This window comes from Gracilibacillus ureilyticus, assembly GCF_900111195.1.
GTDB lineage: Bacteria > Bacillota > Bacilli > Bacillales > Amphibacillaceae > Gracilibacillus > Gracilibacillus ureilyticus.
Map to the genome: position 1 here is coordinate 143,922 of NZ_FOGL01000001.1, position 21,896 is coordinate 165,817.

Annotated in this window: 21 protein-coding genes; all 21 read left to right on the forward strand. The window is 37.2% G+C overall.

The window, feature by feature from the left end; all coding sequences use genetic code 11:
* The first annotated feature begins 87 nt into the window (after positions 1–87).
* On the forward strand, positions 88–1,302 hold the full coding sequence (locus BMW36_RS00740; RefSeq protein WP_089737992.1) for a M16 family metallopeptidase: 1,215 nt from the start codon (positions 88–90) through the stop codon (positions 1,300–1,302).
* A 21-nt stretch (positions 1,303–1,323) separates the two neighbouring features.
* Positions 1,324–1,560: a YlmC/YmxH family sporulation protein gene (locus BMW36_RS00745; RefSeq protein ID WP_089737995.1), complete on the forward strand. Its 237-nt coding sequence runs from the start codon at positions 1,324–1,326 to the stop codon at positions 1,558–1,560.
* A gap of 135 nt (positions 1,561–1,695) precedes the next feature.
* The gene (gene dpaA / locus BMW36_RS00750) at positions 1,696–2,574 is read left to right on the forward strand and encodes a dipicolinic acid synthetase subunit A (RefSeq protein ID WP_089737998.1); all 879 of its coding nucleotides are present in this window, start codon (positions 1,696–1,698) and stop codon (positions 2,572–2,574) included.
* A gap of 99 nt (positions 2,575–2,673) precedes the next feature.
* Positions 2,674–3,258, forward strand: coding sequence for a dipicolinate synthase subunit B (locus BMW36_RS00755; RefSeq protein ID WP_089738000.1), 585 nt, complete (start codon positions 2,674–2,676; stop codon positions 3,256–3,258).
* Positions 3,259–3,363: 105 nt separating this feature from the next.
* Entirely contained in the window at positions 3,364–4,413 is a 1,050-nt protein-coding gene (asd, locus tag BMW36_RS00760; RefSeq protein WP_175480312.1) for an aspartate-semialdehyde dehydrogenase, read from the forward strand.
* Positions 4,414–4,426: 13 nt separating this feature from the next.
* Positions 4,427–5,662: an aspartate kinase gene (gene dapG / locus BMW36_RS00765; protein ID WP_089738002.1), complete on the forward strand. Its 1,236-nt coding sequence runs from the start codon at positions 4,427–4,429 to the stop codon at positions 5,660–5,662.
* Between the two features lie 39 nt (positions 5,663–5,701).
* Positions 5,702–6,571, forward strand: coding sequence for a 4-hydroxy-tetrahydrodipicolinate synthase (gene dapA, locus BMW36_RS00770; protein WP_089738004.1), 870 nt, complete (start codon positions 5,702–5,704; stop codon positions 6,569–6,571).
* 107 nt (positions 6,572–6,678) lie between these two features.
* Positions 6,679–7,404: a ClpP family protease gene (locus BMW36_RS00775; protein WP_089738005.1), complete on the forward strand. Its 726-nt coding sequence runs from the start codon at positions 6,679–6,681 to the stop codon at positions 7,402–7,404.
* Positions 7,404–7,610, forward strand: a complete 207-nt coding sequence (locus BMW36_RS00780) for a YlzJ-like family protein (RefSeq protein WP_089738007.1) — start codon at positions 7,404–7,406, stop codon at positions 7,608–7,610. The genes BMW36_RS00775 and BMW36_RS00780 overlap by 1 nt, the downstream gene beginning before the upstream one ends.
* A 149-nt stretch (positions 7,611–7,759) precedes the next feature.
* Positions 7,760–10,087, forward strand: coding sequence for an FtsK/SpoIIIE family DNA translocase (locus BMW36_RS00785; RefSeq protein ID WP_281242973.1), 2,328 nt, complete (start codon positions 7,760–7,762; stop codon positions 10,085–10,087).
* Positions 10,088–10,206: 119 nt separating this feature from the next.
* A complete protein-coding gene (locus BMW36_RS00790) occupies positions 10,207–10,929 on the forward strand; it encodes a GntR family transcriptional regulator (protein ID WP_089738011.1) in 723 nt (240 codons plus the stop codon).
* Positions 10,930–11,140: 211 nt separating this feature from the next.
* The gene (gene yfmF / locus BMW36_RS00795) at positions 11,141–12,400 is read left to right on the forward strand and encodes an EF-P 5-aminopentanol modification-associated protein YfmF (RefSeq protein WP_342707237.1); all 1,260 of its coding nucleotides are present in this window, start codon (positions 11,141–11,143) and stop codon (positions 12,398–12,400) included.
* Between the two features lie 4 nt (positions 12,401–12,404).
* Positions 12,405–13,691, forward strand: a complete 1,287-nt coding sequence (yfmH, locus tag BMW36_RS00800; RefSeq protein ID WP_089738016.1) for an EF-P 5-aminopentanol modification-associated protein YfmH — start codon at positions 12,405–12,407, stop codon at positions 13,689–13,691.
* Positions 13,692–13,706: 15 nt separating this feature from the next.
* The gene (gene ymfI / locus BMW36_RS00805) at positions 13,707–14,426 is read left to right on the forward strand and encodes an elongation factor P 5-aminopentanone reductase (protein ID WP_089738018.1); all 720 of its coding nucleotides are present in this window, start codon (positions 13,707–13,709) and stop codon (positions 14,424–14,426) included.
* A gap of 85 nt (positions 14,427–14,511) precedes the next feature.
* A complete protein-coding gene (locus BMW36_RS00810) occupies positions 14,512–14,769 on the forward strand; it encodes a DUF3243 domain-containing protein (protein ID WP_089738019.1) in 258 nt (85 codons plus the stop codon).
* Positions 14,770–15,064: 295 nt separating this feature from the next.
* Entirely contained in the window at positions 15,065–15,961 is an 897-nt protein-coding gene (locus BMW36_RS00815) for a helix-turn-helix domain-containing protein (RefSeq protein ID WP_089738021.1), read from the forward strand.
* A gap of 131 nt (positions 15,962–16,092) precedes the next feature.
* Positions 16,093–16,671: a CDP-diacylglycerol--glycerol-3-phosphate 3-phosphatidyltransferase gene (gene pgsA / locus BMW36_RS00820; RefSeq protein ID WP_089738022.1), complete on the forward strand. Its 579-nt coding sequence runs from the start codon at positions 16,093–16,095 to the stop codon at positions 16,669–16,671.
* Positions 16,668–17,924, forward strand: a complete 1,257-nt coding sequence (locus BMW36_RS00825; RefSeq protein ID WP_089738025.1) for a competence/damage-inducible protein A — start codon at positions 16,668–16,670, stop codon at positions 17,922–17,924. Before pgsA ends, BMW36_RS00825 begins: the two co-directional genes overlap by 4 nt.
* A 176-nt stretch (positions 17,925–18,100) precedes the next feature.
* Complete coding sequence (gene recA / locus BMW36_RS00830) at positions 18,101–19,147, forward strand: recombinase RecA (RefSeq protein ID WP_089738027.1); 1,047 nt, start codon at positions 18,101–18,103, stop codon at positions 19,145–19,147.
* Between the two features lie 297 nt (positions 19,148–19,444).
* Positions 19,445–21,007 (forward strand): ribonuclease Y, encoded by a 1,563-nt coding sequence (gene rny, locus BMW36_RS00835; protein ID WP_089738029.1) that lies wholly within the window; start codon positions 19,445–19,447, stop codon positions 21,005–21,007.
* A gap of 62 nt (positions 21,008–21,069) precedes the next feature.
* Positions 21,070–21,867, forward strand: a complete 798-nt coding sequence (locus BMW36_RS00840; protein WP_089738031.1) for a TIGR00282 family metallophosphoesterase — start codon at positions 21,070–21,072, stop codon at positions 21,865–21,867.
* The last annotated feature ends 29 nt before the right edge of the window (positions 21,868–21,896 follow it).

Sequence of the window (21,896 nt, forward strand, 5' to 3'; positions counted from 1 at the left end):
AACCCAGTTTCTTTTTTCAATCCAGTAAATCTTCGATCAGCCCGTAGATAAACTAAGCAGAATTATTCAAAGTAGGAGGAAAACTTTTTGATACATAGAAAAATATTAGGGAACGGACTGAAAATTGTCTTAGAACCGATTACAACAGTGAGATCGGTTGCTGTAGGGATATGGATTAAAACAGGTTCAAGGCATGAAAATAATGAAGAAAACGGCATATCCCACTTTATAGAGCATATGCTGTTTAAAGGAACTAGTAATTATAGTCCAAAACAAATAGCGGAAGCTTTTGACTCTATCGGTGGTGAAATTAATGCATTTACTTCAAAAGAATATACTTGTCTTTATGCAAAAGTGTTGGATAGTCATATAGATTTTGCCTTAAACATTTTAACAGATATGTTATTTGATTCTACTTTTTTGCAGGAAGAATTAGACCGTGAGAAAAAAGTAATTATGGAAGAAATAAATATGACGGAAGATACGCCGGATGATATTATCCATGATTATTTGGCAGAGGTAGCCTACACTTCCCATCCATTAGCCAATCCGATACTAGGTAGTAAAGCCAATATCCAGCTTTTATCGAGAGATAAGCTGATGCAGTACTACCATCATCATTATACCGCAGAAAACATTGTCGTATCAGTTGCAGGAAATGTTTCTGCAGGTTATTTAGATCAATTGTCTGCAAGATTTTCAGACGTTCCATCAGGTAAGGTACAAGATGAGATTAAAAAGCCAGTGTTTCACCCGGGCAATCTGAAAAAAAGCAAAGATACAGAACAGGCGCACTTATGTTTAGGGTTTGAAGGGGTTGGAATAACGGATAAGAACATTTATTCCTTCATGTTAGTAAACAATGTACTTGGGGGTAGTATGAGTTCCCGTCTGTTTCAGGAGATCCGTGAAAAATACGGAATGGCTTATTCGATATATTCCTATCATAGTTCATTTATAGATACAGGTATGTTAACGATTTATGCAGGTACATCCCCGAACCAGCTTGATGATGTTCAGCAGCTAATTAACCAGACATTGCTTGAGTTAAAAAAAGACGGAATAACGGAGAAAGAATTTCAGAATAGTAAAGAACAGTTAAAAGGATTGTATTTATTAAGCCTTGAAAGCACTAATAGCCGTATGAGTCGAAATGCCAGAAATGAATTACTCTTGGAGAAACATCCGACAATGGATGATGTTATAGATGAAATAGATCAGATGAAAATGGACCAGGTTGCTCAAGTCATAGATCAATTTGCTATAGATAAAGGCGCCAGTACGGTGATTACATCTAAATGATTTGGAAATGAGGTGAGTAGATTGCGCTTTCAGGATTTGAGCAATAAAGAGTTGATTGATTTGTCTACAGGCACCCGGCTTGGATTATTAGGTCAAACAGATCTGGAAATTGATGAAAAAACAGGTCAAATTATCAGCTTTACTATCCCTCAATACCGAATGTTCGGTTTGAAGAAATCAGAAACCTATTCACGGATTGACTGGAAACAAATTAAGAAGATTGGTGATGACATGATTATAGTGGAAACAGATAGGTAATAAGGAGAACACCTAATAGATCATTAGGTGTTTTCCTTATTGTTTATTCAAAAATATCGAATCAATTCACTTTACGATACAGTAAACATAAGATGGTTTAGATGACAAATTAATGGGGATTTGTGAGGTGAAAGAATGCATAAAAGGATGAAAATCGCTATTCTAGGTGGAGATGCGAGATATTTACGATTAATCCATGCATTACAGCGAATAGATTGGCTAGATGTTGTATTAGTTGGATTTGATCAAGTCGAACAGAGTTATACAGGGGTTAAGCAATCTTCACTTGAAGAATTAACTCCAGGAGAATTAGATGCTATAATACTGCCTATTCCGGGCATTCAGGATAATGGAAAAATTGAGACTGTTTTCTCAAATAAAGAGTGGAAGATCACAGAAGAATGGTTTAAAGAGTTACCAGATCATTGTATTATTTTCACAGGGATAACTAGTAAGACACTGGACTATTGGGTGAAAAAATATCACTATAAATTAGAAGAATTGATGGAAAGGGACGATACTGCCATTTATAATTCAATCCCAACGGCAGAAGGTGCAATCATGTTAGCAATTCAACATACAGATATTACTATCCACCATGCTAACATATTTATCTATGGTTTTGGCAGGGTCGGACAAACGGCCGCTAATAAGTTCGCAGGTCTCGGCGCAAACATAACCATTGTCTCGAAGAGTGAGGTGGAGCTTTCCAGGGCTTTTGAACAAGGGTACAGGGGTATTTTAATAAAAGACAGTACTAAATACATTGATCAATGTGAAATCCTCATCAATACTATTCCTGCTTTAGTGATCACAAGGCCAGTTCTCAATAATATGGAGAATAATAAACTTATCATTGACTTAGCATCTAAGCCAGGAGGCATTGATTTCGAGTTTGCTAAAGAGCGTGGGATTCAAACAATCCATGCACTTGGGTTACCAGGTCTTGTTGCACCGAAGACCGCAGGGGAAATACTGGCAAATATTATTGTCAACAGATTGCAGGAAAATTAACCTCCACTCAGCGCTTCCAAGTGTGTCACAATAATTACCTCCCAACATATAATGGGCATTAGCACAGAACAAATGATTGTTAATTTGGGAGGTTTTATAATGGATTTAGCTGGTAAAAAAATCGGATTCGGCCTTACAGGGTCCCACTGTACGTATGCTGCTGTATTTCCACAAATTGAAAGATTAATCGAAATGGGTGCAGAAATCGTACCTGTCGTTTCTTATACTTTTCAATCAACCGATTCAAAGTTTGGAAATGCAAGTGAACATATGGATAAATTGAGAGAAATTACCGGAAGAGAGCCGATTACTACTATTGTTGATGCAGAACCGTTGGGACCTGTCGAACCTTTAGATTGTATGGTCTTAGCCCCTCTTACGGGAAATTCAATGAGCAGATTAGCAAATGCAATAACTGATTCCCCTGTTTTAATGGCTTCTAAAGCAACAATCAGAAATGGAAAACCAGTAGTGATTGGTGTGTCAACGAATGACGCATTAGGCTTAAATGGGGTCAATTTAATGCGTTTAATGGCAACCAAACTAATGTATTTTGTTCCATATGGTCAGGATGATCCTGTAAAAAAACCAAATTCATTAGTTTCAGATATGACATTAATCCCTGACACGATAAAATTTGCACTGGAAAATAAACAAATTCAACCTGTTATTATTGCAAGATAGCTGTAAATGTGGTGAAATAATTAAAGTATGCAATAATATATGTTAATATAGAAGAGATAATCAAATTAACTATTGTACAGAATAAGGGAAGGGGACAAAATAACAATGACAACACAAGGATATAATGTAGCGGTAGTAGGTGCTACCGGAGCCGTAGGAGAAAAGATGCTGGAAACGTTAGAGAAAAAGAACTTTCCTATAAATGAACTGCATTTATTATCATCAAAACGTTCTGCAGGTAAAGAAATTAACTTTAAAGGTGTAACCTATACCGTTAAAGAAGCAACTCCTGAAAGTTTTGAAAATATTCAAATTGCATTATTTTCTGCCGGGGGATCTGTTTCAAAGGCATTAGCCCATGAAGCAGTAAAAAGAGGAGCGGTAGTTGTTGATAATACGAGTGCATTCCGTATGGATCCGGATGTTCCGCTAGTGGTACCGGAAGTAAACGAAGAAGATATTGCAGAACATAATGGAATTATCGCTAATCCAAATTGCTCAACAATTCAAATGGTAGCAGCTCTGAAACCAATTCAGGATCAATTCGGATTATCACGAGTAATTGTGTCAACATACCAGGCAGTATCAGGTGCCGGAACAAAAGCTGTTAATGAATTAGAGGCTCAATCTCAAGCATTCTTAGAAGGCAAAGAGCTTGAACCGGAAATTCTGCCAGTCAGTGGAGAAAAACAGCATTATCCGATCGCATTTAATGCGCTGCCACAGATTGATGTTTTTCAGGAAAATGGATATACTTTTGAAGAAATGAAAATGATTAATGAAACAAAGAAAATTATGCACGATTCTGAAATTAAGGTTGCAGCAACTTGTGTAAGACTACCGTTCTTTACATCACATGCAGAGAGTGTGTATGTAGAGGTGGATAAAGACAATATAAGTGTGGAACAAGTACAGGAAGTAATAAAAAATGCGGATGGCGTAGTACTGGAAGACGATGTTACGAACCAAGTATATCCTACACCATTGTCTGCAGCAGGTAAACCTGATGTATTTGTTGGTCGTGTACGAAAAGATTTAGACAACAGTAAAGGTTTCCACTTATGGGTAGTATCTGATAACTTGCTAAAAGGTGCTGCATGGAACTCTGTGCAAATTGCAGAATCACTAATTAAAAATAACTGGCTACAAAAATAATTGAGGTGAGCCTATGAAGGTACTGGTTCAAAAATTTGGCGGAACGTCAGTTAGAGATGAAAAAATCCGTCAGCATGCAGTAGACCATGTAAAAGATGCTCTTAATGATGGATATAAAGTGATTGTCGTAGTATCAGCTATGGGAAGATATCCCGACCCATATGCAACAGATTCATTGTTACATCTGGTTGGTGAAAATACGACAAAGCTATCTGCAAAGGAAAAAGACTTATTGCTATCATGTGGTGAGACCATTTCTTCCGTTGTTTTTTCTCATGAACTATTAAGCCAAAATATTGAATCAATTGCCATTACAGGGGCACAAGCAGGTATTATTACAACAAGCGAATTTACTAATGCGCAAATAAAAACAATGAATATACACCATCTTTCATCTTTATTAAATGAATATCAGGTAGTAGTCGTTGCAGGCTTTCAGGGCAGAAATGATCAATATGAAGTAACAACTATTGGCAGAGGCGGTAGTGACACCTCTGCCACTGCTTTAGCTGCTGCAATTGGGGCAGAATATGTCGATATTTTTACAGATGTCAATGGAATTATGACAGCAGATCCGCGACTTGTGTCGTCTGCACGGAAGCTCGAACAAATCAGTTATAATGAAGTATGTAATCTTGCATACCAGGGTGCAAAAGTTATTCATCCAAGAGCGGTTGAGATTGCCATGCAAGCGAACATACCGATTAGAGTACGCTCTACCCGGGAGAAGGATCCAGGTACGTTAATTACATCTGTTGAAATAGAGAAACATACAAATGCAGTTACAGACCGGCTCGTAACAGGAATAGCCTATGTTGATCACCTTACACAAATTAAAATAGATAATAAAATGGAATCTGAACAATTGCATGTCAGTGTATTTAAAGCTATGGCTGAGGCCGGTATTTCAGTTGATTTTATTAATATCTCACCAGGCAGTATGATGTATACGATTTTTAATAAATATGAGGATAAAGCATTAAATGTTCTAAAGAAACTGGATATAGAGCCAATGCTGAAACGTAACTGTGCGAAAATCTCATTGGTCGGTGCTGGCATGTCAGGTCTTCCCGGAGCAACATCGACTATTGTTCAAACATTGTCAAGTCACCATATTCCGATATTCCAATCAGCAGATAGTCACCGGACTATTTGGGTATTAATAAAGAGTGAACATTTACAGACTGCTATTAATGCTTTACACTTAGCATTTCAATTAGATAATAATGTTAGTATAAATGAGAATTGATGATCAGTATTAGTTGTTCGGAAAGGAGCTGGTTGTAACATGGATTTTGGCCGATTGCTTACTGCCATGGTTACACCGTTTGATGATAATAATCAAATGGATTTGGAAAAAACAACCGAGTTAATTGAATATTTACTTAGAAACGGAACAGATGGGCTAGTAGTTGCCGGGACAACTGGAGAATCTCCCAACTTATCTTTACAGGAAAAGCTAGCTCTCTTTGAGCATGTTATAAAAGTTGTCAATAAAAGGGTGCCAGTTATTGCAGGAACCGGCAGTAATAACACCAATGCATCAATACATCTAACAAAAGAAGCAGAAAAACTCGGTGCTGATGCTGTATTGCTAGTAACTCCATACTATAATAAGCCTAACCAGGATGGATTATTTCAACATTATAAATCAATCGCAGAGGAAACGGATCTGCCGATTATGTTGTATAATATCCCCTCAAGAGCCGTAGTGAAACTGAACGTGGAAACAATAGTTGCGTTATCGCAAATAGAAAATATAGTATCACTTAAAGACTCAACAGGCGATTTAGATGCGATTGCCTCTGTATTGGATCAAACAGACAATGGCTTTACAGTCTACAGTGGGGATGACAGTTTGACATTGCCAATCCAGTCAATTGGCGGTGCTGGGATTGTTTCTGTATCTTCTCATATAATTGGAAACGAAATGAAAGAAATGATGACATTATTTGAAGCAGGCAAAGTAAAACAAGCAGCCAGCCTCCACCGCAAATTATTACCTGTGATGAGAACGTTATTCATGGCGCCATCTCCTTCACCTGTAAAATCTGCACTTAAGTATAAACAAATTGATGTCGGATCAGTCCGGTTACCATTAGTCCCGCTGTCACCTTTTGAGGAACAGAACCTATACCGTGTGTTGGACAGTTTTTAGTGATACCGGCTTTTCCTGCTTGTGTTTTAAACAACTTTGTAATATAGGTGTATGAAACAAATCCCCTTGACCATACTAGAAATAGTTAGGTGAAAGGGGTTTTTATTATGAATACAAACAAGCAGGAAACAGTAAAAGAAAAAGATGGTTCAACCTCTTCTTCTTTAGTTGAGAAAATTCAGCAGCTAGGCCAATCAAACATTCCTCAGGCACCAGATTCTAATATCCATGTTTTATCCATTATTGGCCAGGTAGAAGGGCATATACAACTCCCGCCACAAAACAAGACAACAAAATATGAACATCTAATTCCGCAAATAATTGCAGTAGAACAAAATCCTAAAATTGAGGGGTTAGTAGTTGTTCTCAATACGGTCGGTGGAGATGTAGAAGCAGGGCTGGCGCTTGCTGAAATGATAGCATCATTGTCCAAGCCAACTGTATCAATCGTGTTAGGTGGAGGTCATTCAATTGGAGTTCCGATTGCTGTAGCAACAGATTATTCATTTATTGCTCCTTCAGCAACAATGACGATCCATCCAGTAAGGTTAACTGGATTAGTTATTGGTGTTCCACAAACATTTGAATATATAGATAAAATGCAGGAACGGGTAATACAATTTGTGACAAGTCATTCCAATATAAAAGAATCAAAATTTAAAGAATTAATGTTTGAAAAAGGAAATTTAACCCGTGATATTGGTACAAATGTTGTTGGTCAGGATGCAGTCGAATATGGACTAATTAATGAAGTAGGCGGGATTAGCGGCGCAATGGCCAAGCTGAATGAACTGATTAACCAGTTAAATGGACCAGAGGAGTTGATTCAGTAATGATCTATACTCCGCTAATGCATGACGAAGTATTCCCAGGAAAACAAAACATGTGGGAGAATTACCAGTACATTACCTATAATAATAAGCAATGTATAGTCGAAAAATTAGAAAATGGTGACTGGAGAATTGCTCAGCTGCTTTCAACAAATCCTAATGACTTTTTACTAGAAGAATTTCTGCCAGGTACGGTCATTCAAATGTAAGGTTTTTTATCGATAGAATGTTCGTTCTATCCTGGCGCAATATGTTATAATAGAATATATTACGAAAATTCATTGCTCTCGCCATCAACCAGTGGCGTTGAGCGAATTTTTTACTTGCAGATAATCTATTAAACTAGCTTTAGGAGTGAATGAAATTGGCCCGTAAGAAAAAATCGAGAAAAAAACAGAAATTAAAAAACAACATAAAAGTAGAGTTAATTGGATTGTTAATGATTTTTCTGGCTATTTTTGGAAGTGGCGCTGCGATCATTCAAAATGGGGCTATCTCAAAATTATTAGCTAATTCCTTTCGATTTTTCTTAGGGAACTGGTATTTTGTTGTACCTGCAATGTTACTGTATTTAGGTATTTACCTTATGATAAAGCGGAATTGGCCAAATATTAATACAAGACGGTGGTATAGTACATATATTATCTTATCAGGTCTATTATTAATGACACATATCCAGCTTTTTGAGGCATTATATACTTATCCGGAAGATTATCCCTCTGTAATTGGTAAGACTTTTACTACCTTCTTTGAATACACTGATGGTGAAAAAACTGCAGATTATTTAGGCGGGGGATTAGCAGGAAGTATCCTATTTGCCGTATCATTTTTTCTGTTTTCGAATATTGGCTCCAAAATCGTTGCATTCTTCCTCATCATTGTCGGAATTATTCTGTTTATAAACCTATCAATCGGAGATCTGCTGATTAAGTTGTCAAAGAAAACACGTAGTTATTTTTCAGGCAAGTGGGAAAACTGGTCAGAGAATAAAAATAGTAGAAAACAAAAAAAACAGGAAAGCGAAGAAATAGTGGAAGAAGTTGATGATAAGGAAATTTACCCGTCAATTGCATATGCAACAAATCCGAATTTGGACAATGATCCGATTGAGGAAGTTTCTTTTGTGATGGACCAGGACAAAGAACAAGAGAAAGATCAGGAAGCTGAGGATACGAAGAGAGAGCCTGAAAATGGTGATTCGCCGGAGGAAGTATCAGTTACTGATAAACCTTTAGCAGTATCTAATTTTGAAAACGAAGACTATCAATTACCACCAATTCAAATATTAGAGGCACCCAAACATCAAGGCAAACAACAGGAAAAATCATATATCCAAAGGGTTGTAAGGAAATTGGAAAAAACTTTTCAAAGCTTTGGAGTGAAAGCAAGGGTAACCAAAGTGCACGTTGGACCATCTGTGACTAAATATGAAGTATATCCTGAAGCAGGAGTGAAAGTGAGTAAAATTGTTAATTTACATGATGATCTAGCACTGGCATTAGCAGCAAAAGATATACGGATTGAAGCCCCGATACCAGGGAAATCTGCTGTTGGAATAGAAGTTCCAAATGAAGAAACAGCAATGGTCACATTAAGAGAAGTATTAGAATCCAAAAAGGCTTTATCACAGAATAAGCTTGCTTTTGCCTTGGGTAAAGATATTTCAGGAGAATCAGTTGTTGCAGAACTAAATAAAATGCCACACCTTCTTGTTGCTGGTGCTACAGGGAGTGGAAAAAGTGTCTGTATCAACGGGATTATTACAAGTATCCTCATGTATGCAAAACCTCACGAAGTGAAAATGATGATGATAGATCCTAAAAAAGTAGAGCTGAATGTTTACAATGGAATTCCGCATTTGTTATCACCTGTTGTAACAGATCCTAAAAAGGCTTCCAGAGCATTGAAGAAGATTGTTGCAGAGATGGAAAGAAGATATGACTTGTTTTCAGATACAGGTACAAGGAATATGGAAGGGTACAATGATTATATAATAAGATACAATCAGGACAATGAAAACAAACAGCCGTTACTTCCGTATATTGTTGTCATCGTTGATGAATTGGCAGATTTAATGATGGTTGCATCAAGTGATGTAGAAGACGCGATTACCCGGTTAGCTCAAATGGCAAGAGCTGCAGGAATTCACCTCGTAATTGCTACACAGCGTCCATCTGTTGATGTAATAACAGGGGTAATTAAAGCAAACATTCCTTCCAGAATTGCATTTAGTGTTTCCTCGCAAACAGATTCCAGAACCATCTTAGACTCAGGAGGAGCTGAAAAGCTGTTAGGCAGAGGGGATATGTTATTTATACCTGTCGGTTTATCGAAACCATTGAGAATCCAGGGAGCATTCCTGTCAGATGATGAAGTAGAACGAGTAGTGGATCATTGTATTGAACAGCAAAAAGCTCAGTATCAGGATGAAATGATCCCAGAAGAAGAGAATGAAGTATCAGAAGAGGTTGATGATGATCTTTACCCAGAGGCAGTTTCTCTTGTAGTTGAAATGCAGAGTGCAAGTGTTTCCATGCTGCAAAGGAGGTTTCGTGTAGGGTATACGAGAGCGGCGAGATTAATTGATGCAATGGAACAAAGAGGTATTGTAGGGCCATACGAAGGATCGAAGCCAAGAACAGTCCTGGTTAGTGATACGGAAAGTTCTCAGCCCGCTGCCGACTGACTATATTCCGGAAGAATCAATTCTTTCTGACTAATTTTTTCTTTATTATTCTAATTAAAAGTGTTATATTTGTTTGTAATAACAAATTTTAAGTGGATTTGAAATGGTTGGGGGAAGCTATGCTATCTAATACGAATAATGGATCATCTACTTTAGTTTTGAATCAAATTAAATCATTAATTGAAGAAGGTCATTATAAAGAAAAAGAGAAATTACCATCTGAATATGAGTTAGCTCAACAGTTTGGTGTGTCGAAAAAGGATGTAAAAGAAGCACTCACTATTTTAGAACGGGAGAATATTATCATTCGCCGGCCAGGTGTCGGGGTTTTTGTCCATTCGAAACCTATCTTGTCTTCCGGTATCGAACAACTTGGCAGTGTAACCGAAATGATTAGGCAATCTGGTAAGAAACCGGGTGTCCAGTATATTTCAGCAGAATTAACAGCACCTACTGATGAAGATAGAAAACGTTTCGCTCCATTAGAAATTGATACATTTGCGCAATTAGAAAGACTGAGAACGGCAGATGGTGATCCTGTTGTCTATTGTATTGATCGGGTGGATCATCGATTGCTGCCTTTAGAACTAATTCACTCACAAGAATCCATCTTTGCTGCCTTAAAGGCATATGCAAAAAAAGATATCGACTATGCGGTAGCATATATCGAACCAATCGGCTATCATGAAAGAATCTCACCATTACTGCATTGTGAGCCTGATCAGGCGTTGTTGTTATTAAGACAGATGCACTACACTAAAGATAATGAACCTGTACTTTATTCAGCTAATTTCTTTCGCGCTGATGTATTCAGTTTTTATGTATTAAGAAAAAGAAAATAAAAAATGAAAAGATCCGGTTAACAGCCGGATTTTTTTAAATGGAGAAAATATCTGTACTAACCTTACTTTGTGAAAGAGATGGTTTATTTTAAAGTAACTGTTGCGGTTTGTCAGCTGTAAAAGTGTATTCGTCGCATAAGCATAATATAAATGATAAGATGATACAATATAGGTAAGTTATTTTAAAGATAAATTAAAAAGGAGCATGGTAATGGAAAAGCTTATTCAAAAAAAAGGTTATGACTTACATTTGTTACATACAAAAAAGTTTAAGACAATAAATATATCCTTTAAATTCACAGCAAATTTAAACAGAGATACTGTAACAAAGCGTGCACTGTTACCATATGTATTGCAGCAGGGTACTGAGAATTATCCGACGGCAACCAAGCTGAGACAGAAGTTAGATGAACTGTATGGTGCTATTTTACATATTGATAGCAGCAAAAAAGGAGAAAAAAGTATAACAACAATCCGGATGGAATTAGCAAATGAACGTTATCTTTCCAATAAGACTTCTTTACTGGACGATAGTTTGGCTCTGCTTCAGGAAGTAATCTATTCACCGAAAACGAAAGATGGTGGATTTGATCCTAAGATATTCGACCGGGAGAAGAAGACATTAAAAAGCAAAATGGACGCGTTAACTGAAGATAAAATGAGCCTCGCCAATACCAGATTGATTGAAGAAATGTGTGCAGACGAGCCATACCGATTAAGAGTGCACGGTTTTGAGGAAGATTTAGCTGACATTACACCGGCTGATCTCTATAAGTATTATCAGTATATGTTACAAAATGACCATTTAGATGTTTTTGTCGTAGGGGATATAGAGAATCTGCCAATGGATAGTAAAATTGACAGGATTGTATCACGGGAGAAACAGCCTAATTTGGAAAAGACTATCCCTTATTCAAAAAATAGCCAAGCAGATACGTTGATTGAAACGGATAAAATTCAACAAGCAAAATTACATTTTGGTTATCGGACAAATATCTTATATGATGATACTGATTATGCTGCCTTGCATGTGTTTAATGGCCTTTTTGGAGGTTTCCCAAGTTCCAAACTGTTCATGAATGTCCGTGAGAAGCACAGCCTGGCATATTATGCAGCATCGAGAATTGAAAGCCATAAAGGATTATTATTTGTTTTTAGCGGTATTGCACCCGAACAATATGAGAAGGCAAAAGAGATAATTTTAGAGCAAATGGATCAGATGCAACAAGGTGAATTTACTGATCAGCAAGTTGATGAAACGAAAGAAATGACAATTAACCAGTTAAAAGAAACATTAGACAATCCTCAAGGAATGATCGAATTACATTACCAAAGAGTATTAGCTAAGTCCTCTCTGTTACCTGATCAATTAATTGCAAATGTAAAAAAGGTAACGAAAGAGGATGTATTAAAAGTTGCGGAAAAAATAAAATTAGATATGATCTATTTATTAACAAGTGAGGGGGTATAAGAAAATGAAAGAACTATCTTATGAACAAATTGATGAAAAGATTTTTACAGAGACACTCCCAAATGGATTGCGTGTTTTTATTTTACCAAAGCATGAAATGGCGAAAACATTTGCTATTTTTACCACAAATTATGGTTCGATCGATCAAAGTTTCGTGCCATTAGGAGAAAGTGATTATATTACAGTCCCAGACGGGATCGCTCATTTCCTTGAACATAAGTTATTTGAAAAAGAAGACCGGGATGTTTTTCATGATTTTTCCAAATTAGGTGCATCTGCGAATGCTTTTACTTCTTTTACTAAAACAGCTTATTTATTTTCCGCTACATCACGGATAATGGAGAATTTAAAAATATTAATTGATTTTGTCCAGGATCCTTATTTTTCAGAGCAGTCTGTGGAAAAAGAGAAGGGCATTATTGGACAGGAAATTAAAATGTATGATGACCAGCCGGATTGGCGGGCATTTTTCGGTACAATCAAAAGTATGTTCTCACAGCATCCTGTTCAAATAGATATCGCAGGAACTGTTGAATCAATCAAGGATATTACGAAGGACGATTTATATACATGCTACCATACATTCTATCATCCAAGTAACATGGTGTTATTCGTTGCAGGAAATGTTGATGTGAAGGAAACAATGGAACTGATTAAAGAAAATCAGGCAGCTAAGACATTTGAACAACCTGAACCGATCAAAAGAAACTTTCCTGAAGAACCGACAGAAGTAGCAAAGAAGGAATTACATGTCACAATGCCTGTTAATGTACCAAAAGCACTGGTTGGTGTGAAGGAAACAGACATACCATCAGATCCGAAAGCATTTATGGAAAAAGAATGGTTAATGGATATCTTGATGGATGCATTATTTTCTAGAAGTGGTGTAAGTTATGAAAAGCTTTATGAAGAAGGACTGATTGACCAGTCATTTAGTTGTGAAACACATTTAGAAAAAGGTTTTGGTTTTTCTATTATCGGCGGAAACACAAGTGAACCTGAAAAACTTGCTGAAACTATCAAAGCAGAGTTGCTTGGAATCAATGAGCAAAAAGTGGATCAGGAAACATTTGAGAGAATAAAAAGGAAAAAACTTGGACATTTATTAAGGTCTTTGAATTCCTTGGAGTTTATTGCGAATCAGTATTCCCATTACCAGTTATTAGGGATTGATTTGTTCGAAAGCATACAATGGTTAGAGCAATTAAGGTATGAAGATTTACAGACCTTCCTTTCAACATGGATTGATGAGGAAAGAATTTCTTTTTGCTTTGTGCAGAATGAGGAATAGAACAGGTGATAAAAATTGGGGAATACGTGTTTAATTGTAGGAGCTAGTGGTGAGATTGGTACAGCGATTGCAAAAAAGTTAGCAGGTCAGGGCTGCCAATTAATATTACATTATCACCAAAATGAAGCTTCGATAAGGAATTTGATCAATGAAATAAATGCAGATCAGATTATTAAATTAATACGGGCTGATTTAAGCAAACAAGAAGGATTACAGTTTTTTTTGTCCCAATTGCACATGGATATAAATAAAGTGGTTTTTGCTAGCGGCACCTCTACCATTGGATTAATTCAGGATCTTAGCAATGAGGACATGGATCGTCTTCTACATTTACATGTGAAAGCATTATGGCGGATTACGCAGCATGTCCTTCCTGGAATGATTACCCTTAAGACAGGGCATATTGTATTAATTACTTCCATTTGGGGAGAAGTGGGAGCAAGCTGTGAAGTCGCCTATTCGACAGTAAAAGGTGCCCAGAATACATTTGTCAGAGCGTTAGCCAAAGAGACCGGCCCAAGCGGGATTCATGTAAATGGGGTTAGTCCCGGATTTATTGATACGAAGATGAATCACCATTTATCTGAAATGGAAAAATTAGAGCTTGTTTCCGACATTCCTCTGCAAAAATCCGGACAGCCGGAAGATGTCGCAGATGCTGTTTCCTTTCTATTGAGCGATAGAGCGAAATACATTACCGGGGAGATCTTGCGGGTAAACGGAGGCTGGAGTTAAATGCTGTGATATTTCCTTAAATTAGGCGCATATTTTTCTGTAATTAACGAAAAATATAATTGCATCTAAAAAAGGAGGTATGAACATGTCTGTGATTGATAATTTTGAATCATGGAAAGACTTTTTAGGCGACAGATTACACGAGGCGCAAGGTAATGGAATCAGTAATAAAGCAGTATCCGAATTAGCATATGACATTGGTAACTACTTATCAACAGAGGTTCAGGCAAAGAATGACCAGGAAAGAATTCTCCGGGATCTCTGGAACGCTGCAGATGAGAATGAGCAGCATGCCATTGCCAATATTATGGTGAAGCTTGTTCAAAACGAAGGATCAAAGTAGTAAGAAACAAATGTGAAATAAGCCCTAGATAGCATAGCTTTATTGTTGTGTATTTAGGGCTTTTTCTATATTTATCTTCGGAAGAATAATTTTGAATTTTTATAAAATTCTCATGGGATTTCTCTTTTCATCAAGACCAATTTAAGATATGATTGTCATATGTGATAATTTAACAATTTCAATAAACAATATTAGTCATACATAGACATATGCTAAGTGAATGTCAGTAAAGCTCGAAAATTGTGTATATTGAATTTTGATAACTAAGATAATAGATTGATGGATGGTGTTATAAATGGGAATTGGAGAAAGGCTGAAACAAGAACGTGAAGCGAAAAATCTCACATTGAATGATATCCAGAAACAAACAAAGATTCAGACACGTTATTTAAATGCGATTGAAGAAGAGAAATTTAATGTAATGCCAGGTTCCTTTTATGTTCGTGCTTTTATAAAAGAGTATGCGACAGTACTCGATTTAGACCCGGAAGCATTAATGAGTGAGTATGAAAAAGACTTACCCTTTGATCAAGAGGAAAAAGTAGTACTTTCACGTGTGAATAGCAGCAAAAAGAATAAGGCGATAACAAAAACTCCAGCTGTTTTTTCTTTCCTTCCCTCTATCATTGTTATATTACTTGTGATAGGTATAGGTGTTGTCGTATGGTTATTTCAGCAGGGATTTTTTGATGGTAATGATAATACAGCAGATCGGCCGGCTGAAACAGGAGAGGGACCTGGTGATGAGGTAAGAATGCCTCCGGAAAACTCAGATAATGACCAGCCTGATGAAAGTGATACGGAACAAAATACAGATAGTGAAAGCGATGAGAACAATGAGGATCAGGAGGATGAGGAAGAGCCTGCGACTAATGTTTCCTTGGAGTCTTTTAATAATAATGAGTTAATCTATAATGTGGAATCAACTGACGAGGAGTTAATATTATCTTTTGAAACTACCGGACAAAACTGGCTGGAAGTATACAATGAGAGTGGTGAACGACTTGTATTTGAGATGTTAACTACTTCTAATAGCCCTATTGAAGTAGCTATTACGGAGTTACAGCAAGTTAATGTTGTGTTTGGGGAACCTTTTTCTATCAGTATGAATGTAAACGGAAATCCGATTGAGTTACCGCAGGAACTTAGTGATAGTACAACACCGCAGAATATGACGGTTAATATTAATTAATAGGTGTCATTGCCCTCTTTGTCTGGAGAATAAAGAGGGTATTTTTACTGAAAGAACCGATGAGTGTAGAATGAAATAATTGTTTCTGCATTACAGGCAGTAATATTTAATCTTTTAGGAGTGAAATAGACATGAATGTACCAAATAAGATTACGCTCTCAAGAATTATGTTAATACCTTTTTTTATCCTTATGCTATCATTTCCATTTGATTGGGGGACTGTATCAGCTGGAGCTGCTGAAATCCCTTTGTCACATTTTGTTGCTGTTATTATCTTTGCAGTTGCTTCTGCTACTGACTGGTTAGATGGTTACTATGCAAGAAAGTATAACCTTGTGACAAATCTAGGGAAATTTCTTGATCCAATGGCAGATAAACTATTAGTTTCTGCTGCTTTCATTTTATTAGTTGCATTAGAAATGGCTCCTGCCTGGGTTGTAATTATTATTATCAGCAGGGAGTTTGCAGTAACCGGACTGAGACTTGTGGCAGCAGGTGAAGGCATCGTTCTGGCAGCAGGTAAAATGGGGAAATTAAAAACAGTGATTCAGATTCTTGCTATTATTATCTTATTACTGCACAACTTCCCTTTCAATGGAGCAGGTATTCCTATTGACGATATATTGCTGTATGCTGCATTAATTATTACCGTGATATCAGGAGCAGAATATTTTGCTAAGAACTGGCATGTTATGGAGGATTCAAAATGACACGGCAGTTAAAAGCGGAAATTATTTCAGTTGGAACAGAGTTATTATTAGGGCAAATTTCCAATACAAATGCTGCCTGGATGTCGGAGAAACTGGCTGACAGCGGGATACCTGTATATTATCATAGTGTTGTTGGTGATAATCTAGCACGGTTGACAAGTGTATTTACTCTGGCACACAGCCGGTCAGACATAGTTTTTGTAACAGGCGGGTTAGGGCCCACTGAAGATGATCTTACTCGCGAAGCTTTTCAGAATATGACTGGACTAGAGATAAAAGAAGATCAGAAAACAATTAAAAAAATGGAAGAATATTTTGCAAAGACCAACCGCCTGATGACTCCTAATAATCGGAAACAGGCAAATGTATTTACCGGATCAAAAGTCTTCCAAAATTCAACTGGTATCGCTCCAGGAATAGTTGTGGAGTATGATAATACGATTTACTTGTTTATGCCAGGTGTACCAAGAGAGATGAAATCCTTAATGAGGGAGCACATGCTGCCATTTTTAATGAATAAATTTGCATTAAGTAATGTAATATTTTCGAAGGTTTTAAGATTTATTGGTATTGGGGAATCTCAATTGGAGCATGAATTGCAGGATGTTATATCAAATCAGACAAATCCGACCATCGCTCCTCTTGCTTCCGACGGAGAAGTGGCACTTAGAATTTCGGCTAACGCACCAGTTAAAGAACAGGCGAGCAGGCTAATTGATGAAACAGAAGCGAAAATTACTGCACGAGTCGGTCAATATTTATATGGGTATGATAGCGAGACTATTGAAAATAAAGTATTTAATTTACTAAAAGATAATCAGCTGACAATAGCTAGTGCTGAAAGCTTAACTGGCGGTGCATTTGCATCATCAATTGTTGATATGGAAGGCTCATCAGCCATATTCAAAGGAGCAGCAGTCGTTTATCAGGCAGATGCAAAAACGGACGTACTTCATATTTCAGAGGAATTAATCCGGCAGCATGGTACTGTCAGTAACGAATGTGCGGAGGCTATGGCCAGACAAGTGAAAGTGTTATATAAAAGTAATATAGGAATAAGTTTTACTGGAGTAGCAGGACCAGGTAAGCATGAAGATAATGATGCAGGAACTGTATATATATCAATAAACGACCATTTGCAAAGGGTCCATCAGTACAAGATGCACTTCAGCGGAGACAGAGATATAATCCGTAGAAGGTCAGTTAAGAAAGCCTTTGAGTTATTGTACTATCTTTTAATAAATTTAAAATAAGCAAAAAAAGCACTTTCCTTCTTCAAAATAAGGGAAAGTGCTTTTTTATAAACGGAGTTTAGTAGATTTCAATCAATTTTAATATTAAAAAAAGGGAACATTTATTCGTTTATTGCTTGTTAAATGTGTGAAAACATTGTAAGATAGAACTAGTGATATAAAGGAGGAATAATTGAATGGGTGATAGAAAACAAGCCTTGGATCAGGCGTTAAAACAAATAGAGAAACAATTTGGTAAAGGTTCAATTATGAAACTGGGAGAGTCGGCAGAACAAAAGGTAGCTACTGTTTCCAGTGGATCTGTTACTTTGGATGTTGCATTAGGCGTTGGCGGCTATCCACGTGGTAGAGTAGTAGAAATATATGGTCCGGAATCTTCTGGTAAAACGACTGTTTCACTTCATGCCATTGCAGAAGCACAAAGAGCAGGCGGGCAGGCAGCATTTATTGATGCAGAGCACGCTTTGGATCCCGTGTATGCAAGAAAACTGGGAGTAAATGTTGATGAACTGTTATTATCCCAACCTGATACCGGAGAACAGGCCCTTGAAATTGCGGAAGCATTAGTTCGCAGTGGTGCGATTGATATGGTTGTAATTGATTCGGTTGCAGCATTAGTACCAAAAGCAGAAATTGAAGGAGAAATGGGAGATTCCCATGTTGGTCTTCAAGCGCGGTTAATGTCTCAGGCATTGAGAAAACTGTCAGGTGCGATTAATAAATCAAAAACGACAGCTATTTTTATTAACCAGATTCGTGAGAAGGTAGGAGTAATGTTTGGTAATCCGGAAACTACTCCGGGTGGACGGGCACTGAAGTTCTACTCCTCTGTAAGACTGGAAGTACGTAGAGCAGAAACACTAAAAGTAGGCAATGAAATGGTAGGTAACAGAACAAGAATTAAAGTAGTGAAGAATAAAGTTGCGCCACCATTTAAGCAGGCAGAAGTGGATATTATGTACGGGGAAGGAATTTCAAGAGAAGGTGAGATACTCGATATAGCTTCAGATTTAGATATTGTGCTAAAAAGTGGTGCATGGTACTCCTATAATGAAGAACGTCTTGGTCAGGGACGGGAGAACTCTAAACAATTTTTAAAGGAAAACCCGGAAATGGCTGAAGAGATCTATCTGGCTATTCGAGCACATTATGGTTTAGACGAAGAAGTACCCGTAAATGAGGAATTTGACGAGCAAGGGTCTCTTTTGGATGAAGAAGCGTAAGAAATATTGATTATGATAGCTGGGTCTGGTATCTATAGATATCCATATCCAGCTTTTTTACTAAGTGAAAATAAGGCGCTTACAGTAAGGTTTGCTTGTTTTTGACTGTATTAGAATTCTCCTTTATATATGAATAAGGAATAAAATCTTACAATCCTTGACATCACATGTATTGGAGATTAAAATTATAATGTATAATTTAAAAAATTGTTATACATTATATTTTAAATTTAAGTATTCATTGTACATGCCGACTGAAAAAATTTGTACAAGTTTATAGCAAGAGGAGGTGAAAGTATGGATACATTGTTAACAATTATCATCTCCATTTTGCTTACATTTGTCGGTATTGTTGTTGGTTATCTGATTCGAAAAAGAATTGCAGAGAAGAAGATTTCGAGTGCAGAGGAATTAGCAAAACAAATTGTTGAAGAAGGCTATAGAAATGCGGAAGTAGCGAAGAAAGAGGCGTTACTTGAAGCGAAAGATGAAAACCATAAAATTCGTCAACAAGCAGAACAAGAGCTTCGTGAGAGAAGATTGGAAATTCAGAAGCTTGAAAGTCGTCTCATGCAAAAAGAAGAAAATCTTAACCGAAAAGATCAAACGTTGGATAAGCGTGAGCTGATGTTAGAGAAGAAAGAAAGTTCGCTAACAGAAAAACAACAACAAATTGAAGAAATGGAAAGCAAAGTTGGAGCAATGTTAAGCGAGCAACAAGCAGAATTAGAACGGATATCTGGATATACGACTGACCAGGCTAAGCATGTTATTTTACAACGTGTCGAAGAAGAAGTCACTCATGAAACTGCACTAATTATTAAAGAAGCCGAAAACAGAGCAAAAGAAGAGGCAGATAAGAAAGCCAAAAATATTCTTTCACTTGCCTTACAGCGCTGTGCTGCAGATCATGTCGCTGAAACAACTGTTTCTGTAGTAAATCTTCCAAATGATGAGATGAAAGGGCGCATAATTGGTCGTGAAGGCCGAAACATTCGAACACTTGAAACACTTACAGGGATAGATCTAATCATTGACGATACCCCGGAAGCAGTCATTCTATCTGGTTTTGATCCGATTCGTAGAGAAATAGCACGAATTGCATTAGAGAAACTAGTTCAGGATGGACGAATCCACCCGGCAAGAATCGAAGAAATGGTAGATAAGTCCAGGCGAGAAGTGGATGAATATATTCGAGATTTTGGTGAGCAAACTACTTTTGAAGTTGGTGTCCACGGACTCCATCCGGATTTAGTAAAGATTCTCGGCCGTTTAAAATACAGAACAAGCTATGGTCAAAACGTTCTAAAACACTCAACGGAAGTCGCCTATTTATCCGGACTGTTGGCTGCTGAGCTTGGCGAAGATCAAACACTTGCAAAACGAGCTGGATTACTTCATGATATTGGGAAAGCAATCGACCATGAGGTGGAAGGCAGTCACGTTGAAATTGGTAAGGAGCTTGCAAGTAAATACAAAGAAAATGATGTTGTCGTAAATGCAATAGCGTCACACCATGGTGATGAGGAGCCAACATCAGTTATTTCTGTAATTGTTGCTGCAGCTGATGCTTTATCAGCAGCAAGACCTGGTGCCAGAAGTGAAACACTTGAAAACTACATTAAGCGATTAGAGAAACTTGAAGAAATCTCTGAATCCTATGCTGGTGTAGAGAAGTCTTTTGCTATTCAGGCAGGACGCGAAATTCGAATTATCGTCAAACCTGACGAGATTGATGATCTGGAAGCATCGAAAGTTGCCAGAGATATTAGAAAGCGGATCGAAGATGAACTGGATTACCCGGGTCATATTAAAGTAACAGTTATCAGGGAAACAAGATCTGTCGAATATGCTAAATAAAGTGGCCATTTTTGGTCACTTTATTTATTATCAGATGTTTTTAAATAGAAAGGGTATGTTACATGAGAATTTTGTTTATCGGAGATGTTGTAGGTTCACCAGGCAGGGATATGGTGCAGGAATATTTACCAAAGTTAAAAGCAAAGTATCAGCCCCATATTTCCATAGTGAATGGAGAAAATGCCGCGAGCGGAAAAGGTATCACGGAAAAGATTTATAAAAATCTACTTGAGTGGGGAGCAAATGCCATAACAATGGGCAATCATACTTGGGACAAAAAAGACATATTTCAATTTATTGATGATGCTCCTTATATGGTTCGACCAGGAAATTTGCCTGAAGGGACCCCGGGTAATGAGATAGTTTTTATCAAATCCAATGGAAAAGAGATAGCAGTTATCAATCTTCTTGGCAGGACTTTTATGAACCCTGTAGATGATCCTTTTAGAAAAGTAGAGGAATTAATTGAGATTGCAAAAAGGAGAACAAACATTATTTTTGTAGACTTTCATGCTGAGGCAACCAGTGAGAAACTGGCATTTGGATGGTATATAGACGGAAAAGTAAGTGCAGTAGTCGGCACTCATACACATGTACAAACAGCAGATGACCGAATTTTGCCAAATCAAACAGCGTATATTAGTGATGTAGGAATGACAGGACCCTATGACGAAATATTAGGAACAAGTAAAGATGCAGTTTTGAAGAAATTTTTGACAGGATTACCTGTAAGATTCGAAGTACCGAAAGATGGAAGGAAGCAATTGAGTGCAGTAATTATAGATGTGGATTCCACTACTGGAAATGCAAGCAACATAGAGAGAATCCAAATTAATGACGACCATCCTTTCTTTTCATGAATGTTATTTAGATCATGCTATACTAATGT

Excerpts from the sequence above, each read along its gene's own strand:
- dpaA (WP_089737998.1), top strand. The coding sequence starts at position 1,696 with ATGCATAAAAGGATGAAAATCGCTATTCTAGGTGGAGATGCGAGATAT.
- BMW36_RS00755 (WP_089738000.1), top strand. The coding sequence starts at position 2,674 with ATGGATTTAGCTGGTAAAAAAATCGGATTCGGCCTTACAGGGTCCCAC.
- asd (WP_175480312.1), top strand. The coding sequence starts at position 3,364 with ATGACAACACAAGGATATAATGTAGCGGTAGTAGGTGCTACCGGAGCC.
- dapG (WP_089738002.1), top strand. The coding sequence starts at position 4,427 with ATGAAGGTACTGGTTCAAAAATTTGGCGGAACGTCAGTTAGAGATGAA.
- dapA (WP_089738004.1), top strand. The coding sequence starts at position 5,702 with ATGGATTTTGGCCGATTGCTTACTGCCATGGTTACACCGTTTGATGAT.
- BMW36_RS00775 (WP_089738005.1), top strand. The coding sequence starts at position 6,679 with ATGAATACAAACAAGCAGGAAACAGTAAAAGAAAAAGATGGTTCAACC.
- BMW36_RS00780 (WP_089738007.1), top strand. The coding sequence starts at position 7,404 with ATGATCTATACTCCGCTAATGCATGACGAAGTATTCCCAGGAAAACAA.
- BMW36_RS00785 (WP_281242973.1), top strand. The coding sequence starts at position 7,760 with ATGAAATTGGCCCGTAAGAAAAAATCGAGAAAAAAACAGAAATTAAAA.
- BMW36_RS00790 (WP_089738011.1), top strand. The coding sequence starts at position 10,207 with ATGCTATCTAATACGAATAATGGATCATCTACTTTAGTTTTGAATCAA.
- yfmF (WP_342707237.1), top strand. The coding sequence starts at position 11,141 with ATGGAAAAGCTTATTCAAAAAAAAGGTTATGACTTACATTTGTTACAT.
- yfmH (WP_089738016.1), top strand. The coding sequence starts at position 12,405 with ATGAAAGAACTATCTTATGAACAAATTGATGAAAAGATTTTTACAGAG.
- BMW36_RS00810 (WP_089738019.1), top strand. The coding sequence starts at position 14,512 with ATGTCTGTGATTGATAATTTTGAATCATGGAAAGACTTTTTAGGCGAC.
- BMW36_RS00815 (WP_089738021.1), top strand. The coding sequence starts at position 15,065 with ATGGGAATTGGAGAAAGGCTGAAACAAGAACGTGAAGCGAAAAATCTC.
- pgsA (WP_089738022.1), top strand. The coding sequence starts at position 16,093 with ATGAATGTACCAAATAAGATTACGCTCTCAAGAATTATGTTAATACCT.
- BMW36_RS00825 (WP_089738025.1), top strand. The coding sequence starts at position 16,668 with ATGACACGGCAGTTAAAAGCGGAAATTATTTCAGTTGGAACAGAGTTA.
- recA (WP_089738027.1), top strand. The coding sequence starts at position 18,101 with ATGGGTGATAGAAAACAAGCCTTGGATCAGGCGTTAAAACAAATAGAG.
- rny (WP_089738029.1), top strand. The coding sequence starts at position 19,445 with ATGGATACATTGTTAACAATTATCATCTCCATTTTGCTTACATTTGTC.
- BMW36_RS00840 (WP_089738031.1), top strand. The coding sequence starts at position 21,070 with ATGAGAATTTTGTTTATCGGAGATGTTGTAGGTTCACCAGGCAGGGAT.